Source organism: Afipia sp. MLSD5-FHT05B12 (assembly GCF_058793355.1).
The window spans coordinates 1-6,586 of sequence record NZ_JBXAFS010000041.1; the positions used below are offsets into that span (position 1 = coordinate 1).

Annotated in this window: 5 protein-coding genes; all 5 read right to left on the minus strand. The window is 64.0% G+C overall.

The features are described from left to right. Nucleotides 1-143: 143 nt before the first annotated feature. The 5 genes from AC1Q6J_RS23010 to AC1Q6J_RS23030 all read right to left on the minus strand — a co-directional run bounded on the left by AC1Q6J_RS23010 (nt 144) and on the right by AC1Q6J_RS23030 (nt 6,243). Nucleotides 144-443, minus strand: coding sequence for a DUF736 domain-containing protein (locus AC1Q6J_RS23010; RefSeq protein ID WP_057196369.1), 300 nt, complete (start codon nt 441-443; stop codon nt 144-146). A 504-nt stretch (nt 444-947) separates the two neighbouring features. Next, on the minus strand, nt 948-1,409 hold the full coding sequence (locus AC1Q6J_RS23015) for a hypothetical protein (protein WP_057196368.1): 462 nt from the start codon (nt 1,407-1,409) through the stop codon (nt 948-950). Continuing rightward, nucleotides 1,378-3,270, minus strand: coding sequence for a site-specific integrase (locus AC1Q6J_RS23020; protein WP_057196367.1), 1,893 nt, complete (start codon nt 3,268-3,270; stop codon nt 1,378-1,380). The genes AC1Q6J_RS23015 and AC1Q6J_RS23020 overlap by 32 nt, the downstream gene beginning before the upstream one ends. Beyond that, on the minus strand, nt 3,267-5,099 hold the full coding sequence (locus AC1Q6J_RS23025) for a site-specific integrase (protein ID WP_057196366.1): 1,833 nt from the start codon (nt 5,097-5,099) through the stop codon (nt 3,267-3,269). The genes AC1Q6J_RS23020 and AC1Q6J_RS23025 overlap by 4 nt, the downstream gene beginning before the upstream one ends. Further along, nucleotides 5,086-6,243 carry a tyrosine-type recombinase/integrase gene (locus AC1Q6J_RS23030; protein WP_057196416.1) on the minus strand — a complete coding sequence of 386 codons (1,158 nt, stop codon included), beginning with the start codon at nt 6,241-6,243 and terminating at the stop codon, nt 5,086-5,088. The genes AC1Q6J_RS23025 and AC1Q6J_RS23030 overlap by 14 nt, the downstream gene beginning before the upstream one ends. Nucleotides 6,244-6,586 lie beyond the last annotated feature (343 nt).

A 6,586-nucleotide genomic window follows, 5' to 3' on the forward strand; every position in this document is an offset into this window, starting at 1 on the left:
CGTTTTAGGTCAGTTGGCAACCGTCTTTCTGAAATGAAGCGGTTGATCCGATAGCGACATTTTCTGAAGGACACTTCTACAGTGTCCTGTTGTCGGATTTGCGACGCCCCGAGATGGGGCGCCGCATCCGAGCGGTGGCCGCATCAGCGCGACCAGACCAATGCGTAGCCGTCATCGACCGCGACGAGGTTGGCGTAGATCGGCGCCGGGAAGGACGGGTCGTCGAGCTTGACCGAGTGGTAGACGGTGTTGTTGTCCTTGGAGGTCCGCTGCCACGCGGCACCTATCTCGACATTACCGACCACCACGCGCAAGTTCGGAGCCTTCTCGTTCTCAGAGGGTTCGGCCGGAAGGAAGCGCGCCTTGAAATTGAGCGAGAGCGTCTTGATGGTGCCGGTGTATGAGCCGTCTTCGGCGCGGGTGAAGGTGCCAATCTGAGCCATAGTGATCTCCTGTTGCTGTTTCCAAGCCCGCGACCATCGCGGCCTTGATGGCGATCTTTGAGCGCCGCAACGACCGACCTGCAGCCTCTGGCCCGCAGCGTCAGCGGAGGATGGCGGGCTGAGCGATCTTGTTGCCTCGCGAGGAATGCCGCCGCTTGGCGGCAGGGGAAGAAGATCGCGAACGAGCCATTGCGGGTAAAGGTCGGCGAGCGCAGCGAGCGTATTGTGGCGCGTGATCCCCCAGAAAAAGGCCGGTATGGACGTGGGCTAAGCAACCCAACAGGAGAGCATTGCTCAAAGGCCCTCACTACCGCCGCGACGGCGACATCACCGCGGCAACAGTAGCGCGATCGAAGGTACGGCGGGTTGATCCCGCGACCCCGATCCAACGGAGAAGGCTCGATTGTTCGTGCAGATGGCGCCGTGATACCGCCGCTTCGGAGCGGATCCAAGGTAATGCTCGTGAATCCGCCGCGACGAGAACGGCACCCGCGACGCACGAGGTCATTCGCTCGACGTTCGCAGCACTGCGGGACCGCGCAGGACAACGATCTCCTTGGTCAAGTGGGCGCTGCGGCGCTCGGCCCTCTCGGCACGGCGTTCCGCCTCGATGGCGCGTTGGAGGAGGCCGGCATTCTCAGTGACGATCTGCCGGATCTGCTGCTGCATGTTGTCGATTACACCACGCTGTTCGACGAGTGTGTCGCCCATGGTGGTGATCCGATCAGGTACGCTTTGCCGTCGGCGGGCTCGGATGAGGGCGTCGAGGATGTCACGGTGATTGGCGTAGATGGCGTTGCGGCCGACGCCCGCCTCGCGCGCGAGCGCAGCGACGGTCAAACGTCGGATCGAAGCGGCGGGTTGTTCTGAGGATCCATTCGTCAATCGATCGAGCGCCGCGCGCAGCTTCTCCGCCGTGGCCTTTATGCGCCGATCATCCGGATTTGCGGTGGATCTCTTGGGCATGGCCTTCTCCTGCGGCGGAAAGATCGGACAGAATGCGTTGGCACTCGGCGATGCGCGTGTTGGCGAGCGCGAGGCTTGGATCGTCGAGGCGTCGATCGGCGATCAACGCCAGATTGCGGTCGAGGCGTGCCTGCCAGACCGGGCGATGACGCTCGGTGACGGCGAAGTTGGCGCAGCTTGCGCAGGTGCTCTGGGTGCGCCAGAGCGCGTTCGGACCACGATTGTCGCCCATGCAGGCGGCGGTCTCCACACGGTAGACGCAATACCCCCAATCGCAGACGCCGAGCCGCATGCCGCTGTCTTCGATCAGGAAATTGATGTAGGCGGCGAGCTCGCCGTCGCGCGTGCGGCCGCGGAAACGCGATCGCGAGGACAAACGGCGCCCGCCATTGCCGGCGAGGCGCGAGGCGGTGAGCAGCTCCTCGAGAGCGAAGCGCGTCTCTTCGAGGGTCTGTGCGTCCACGAGCTCGCTCAGATCAAAATCGGTACCGACATAGGCGCTGTCGGTCATGATGCGGGTCACATGCCCGAAGTGATGCTGGAGAGCGTGCAGGCCGGTGCGATCGCGCTTGCCGACGAAGCGGGCGAAAGTCTTGCGCCCCTGATGCGTGGTCAGGTGCCAGGGCGTGCCGTCACCCTGACAAGGCAGATCGATGAAGGGAGCGAACCTCCGGTTCAGCCGGATGATGAGAGACCAGCCGGTCGGGACCTCCGGCGGGCGGCGGTCGACGACGCCCCTGCCAGCGAGGGAGAGCCAGAGCTCCGATCGGCCTGTCTCAGCGCGAAATGGCTCCGACAGATGATGCAGGACCTCGACGGCGCGCAGGACGGGTGCCGGCGCCGGCCAGAGATGCGGCGTTCCGGCGTCAGTGCCGGCGGTCTTGAAGATCCGCCCGCGGAGATAGCTAAAGGATTCGGCGCCATCGGCGGATGGGCGCTCTTCGACGCAGTTCGCTTGAAGCGAGAGAATCTCTGACACGCGCGCGCCGACCAGATAGGAGATGGTGACGAAACACGCCTCCTGAATCCGGTTGATCAGCAGGCGCAACTCCCTTGTGCGGGTCAACGGAGGGTGCCAGGCGACCTCCTCGCCCTCGATCGTGGAAAAGCGGAACGAGGAGACGAGCGCACGGACGGCCTGGCGGTGGGCGAAAGGCGTTGGGCCAGGATCGTCCTTGCGAAACGGCACGACGCGGTCGCGCAGCGCGATGACGTCGGCGGCTGGTTGCCCGATCAGCCGGATCGCTGCCGAGATGAGCGCAACGGCGATGTCGTCCGGCGTGTGGGGCAAGCGCTGGATGGTCTGGCGGCCGAAGCCGGAGAACCGGCTAGCGCGCTCATCGGCGAAGGGATGCTCGCTCGGTGGGCAGGCCAGTCTGGCTCTTTGCTGGAAGAGGCCGATCAATAGATTGGCGTATGCCTGACGGGTGCCCGGTCGGAGCGGCATGCCTGCATGGCCGCGTCGCTCCGTGACGGATCGCATGAACTCTTTTGCCGTATCGGTGTCCAACTCGTCGAACCCGTGCATGCCCCGGCCCGCCATCCATCGGATCAGGAAGCGCAGCTGGACGGCCACTGTCACAAGCGATCTGGCCTGAGCTTGCCGGCGACCGACAGGAGGATCGACGCGAAGCGACCATAGGAAGGTGCGGGCATCCTCCAGCCACCGATGCCATCGCGGATCGGTGAAGCGACTGCCGTCCGGCAGCTCGAATGCCCAATCGACGCGAAATTGGTGACGACGCAGATCGGCCCGCGTATGGTCGAAATGCCATTGCGCATCGGTCCAGATCGATCGTGACGAAACGCGTTGCGCGGCATCGAAACGATGGAGCCGCTCTGATTGTGCCGGCATAGTCATTCCAACTCCGGGAGCAGCGGCATGCCGGTAGCGAGCTTGCGGGCGGGCTCGTGCATGTTCGCGGGGAAATCCGGGAGGATGTCCTGGGTGAGAATGCGCCACGACGGGGCATAGAGAAGGCTCCAGCGCTTCGGATCGAGCCGTTTACGAGCCTCTTCGAGCCGATCGACAGCGGCGAGGATGCGCGCCAGATGCCCGACATCGATCGGGACGACGAGGCCCGGACAAGCGAGGCAGCCGCCGAACTGCGGGCAGAGGCGATCGACGCCGTCTCGGCCGGGAGCGACAGGAGCCAGGCAGTCGTGCCCGAAAGGGGCGGTGGCGCGCAGCTTCCCGAAGGCCGGCGGAGGCGTGTCGCGCTCGGGGCCGAGCACCCAGTTGATCATCTGCTCTTGCAGGTGCGCGATCGTCTGGCGCTGGAGGCGGGTCGTCTCCTCGCTCTTGAGATAGGTCTCTGTTGTTGCGACGCTGGCATGGTTCAGGATCGATTGAGCGACGAGAACGTCTCCGCCCGACGCGCGGTAGTGCTCAGTCGCCACGCTTCCACGAAATAACGCCGGCGCAAAGTCTGCGATCGGCTCCCGCAGTTGGTCCGGATGGTCCGTGTTCCACGCGTCGATGCGTTGGTTGGCGCGCTCGATGAATCTGAGGATGGCACGCCTCAGAACGGTGTGTTCGATGACCCCGGTGCGGCTGCGAAGCGATCGGCGCGAATGCTCCTTATGGATGCTGCGCGTCAGGAAGAGTCGATCTTGCTCGCTTGGCGGTGCTGTGGCGATGATCGGTTCTGTCAGCGCCAGCATCATCTCGATCAGGTTGGGTGCGGCATACCGCCGACGGCGATCGAAGGACCGCCGCTGCGCTTTCTGAAGCCGCGCGCCCGTTTTGGGCTTGTTCCAGTCGACGATGACGCGGTGTTCGTCGAGCGGATGCGGCACAAGGCAATCCCGACGGATGTGGCGCAGCGGTTCGGGATTGGCCGCGGTCTGGATGGCGATGGCCAAGAAGAAAGGAACCAGCGTGTCGGTGGTGATATGGAAATACTGCGCCATGGTCCGAGCGCCGCCCCAGTACTGGACCAGCGTGCTGGACTTGATCCCGTGCGCCTCGAGGACAGTCGTGTCGGGCATGAGGCCGTCGTCGATCCGGCCGATGCGCCATATCCATCGGTCGAGCCCCTGGCCGCGCAAGGTCTTGGGCGGTAGCTCGGGGCGTCGGATAACCTCCTGCCCGTACTGAAACCGGGCCCAGGCCTCGTCGATCTCCTCGTAGCAGGCCCGCAGGATCGCCTTGACCTGATTCGAGGGAAGTCGTCGCCGAGGCTGTTGGCTCGCCCTCCGCCCCGGAAACGCATTCCAGGGGATCTCCAGGTCGTGCGCTATGCGCCCGCGTCGATTACGCCGACACCAGAAGAGCAAGGGACGCAGAAGGTCGAAGGCGATAGCGTGGGCCCCGCGTGGCGCTCGCGATGCCCCTTGCTTCTTCAGCCAGAGTACATAGCGGCCAAGTGCCGCGGTATCGAGATCACTCGCGGTCTCGATCATGCCGTCGTCAACGACGAAACAGGTGAAACGTCGGAGCGCCCTCCATGTCGTCTGGCGTGTTGCTGATTGCTGAGCGACGCAATGCGCGCGGAATGCCTCGACCAGGAGGTCACGCAGATCGACAGGCAGGCCGGCGAGCTGTCCGGAATCGAACCGCTGATCGGGGTTGCCCCAGGCATCGACGAAAATGATCGTGTCAGCCGGCGCTATCGAGTCCACCGCCGCCGTCTGCGTCGCCTCAGTTGCAAACCGGCGGTCGATCGGGGTCCGCTTACGAACGGCCATGAGGCACCAGTTCGCCATACAGATAGGCGAGGCTCTCAGCGAGTGTGTCCGCGTGAAGCTCAACACAGCGCAGATAGATCGCGGTCGACTGGATCGACGCATGACCAAGAAGGACCTGCACGATCTTGAGCGGGTTGAGGTCAGGCGTTGTCGCCGCCTGCTTTTGCAGGCGGACAAGCATCGCCATCGCAAAGGTGTGTCGCAGCCAATGCCCTGATCCGGCGAGCCCGGCAGCCCTGAATCCAGCGCCGAAGACCGCCGAGAGCCTTGCGCGTGTGATGGGATCGCCCTTGCTGTTGAGGAAGAGCGTCGCCGGCGACCGATAGCGCGGTCGAGCCGCGCGCAATCGCTTCACGAGCGCGGCGCGCTCCTCTCCGGCGTACCAGTGGGTTCGGTCGATTAGCCGCAACGGCGGATAGACGGTCCTTGGCCGGTCTCCCTTGGTGATGGTCAGCGGGATGCCGACCAGCGGATCTTCCTCGATGTCGAGATGGGCAACCTCCGGTACCTGTTGAAGCTTCAGGCCGCACAACTCCTTGCGGCGCATTCCGGTCGCCAGCGCCCATTCTGCGATCAGCCCATAGGGCGGATCGAGATGGTGGAACAGAGCCTGGAGCTGATCGACGCGCAGCGGGCGCGGCAGCCGCTCCGCTTCCGAAATTGTCAGGACATTCGCCGCTATGATAGGCCGACGGTGGTCAAGATGCGCCATCATGCCCTGGCGCGACGACCGGAGCGACACATCGACATAATCGAACGGCAGCGTGTCGATCAGACCGCGCCGATGCGCCCACAAATAGAAGCGGCACACTGACCGGACACGATCGTTCACGGTTGAACGGGCATAAGGGCGACCCGTATGGGGGCTCGGTGCCGCCAGCATCCTGTTGCGGTACCCAGCAATCGTTCCTTCGTCGGCAAGCCGCCAGTCGAGGCCGCTCTGCTCCAAGCTGTCGAACCAGTCATGCAGGTGCTCGCTGTAGGTCCGCAGCGTCTCCGTCGCATGCGAACGGCCGGGGATCGTGGCGAGCTCGAGCAAATAGCTGAAAGCCGGCTCGATGATCGACATCTGCGCGTCGAGTAAAATGGGAAACCCGGCTGGAATCCCTTCAACGCCGTCGGTCGCCCGCACGATCGAAACCATCCCGCCCTCCGGAGGCAACGCACCCGGAGGCGCAAAGAGAATCAACATCTCCACGTGCTTACCCAATCGATCGAACTAACAGATGACAACACCGTAACGAGAGATAAGCGGAGCGCCTTCGGCGCGAGTCTTCTTTAGATGCGAGGCGTTCCCCCTCGCGCTCCCCCCGTTCGCCACGTGGCAGGGGTGCAGGACTTCGCCTGCACCCAATGAAAAGTTTGTGGTGTCGCCGCCGCGTCAAGCGTTGTCCTCGCTTCGCTGCGGGAACGCTTGACCCGGACGTCTGCGTGCAAAACTCGCAACAGTCAGCGCGCTAAAGGACACCTTCTCGCGCGTAACCTAA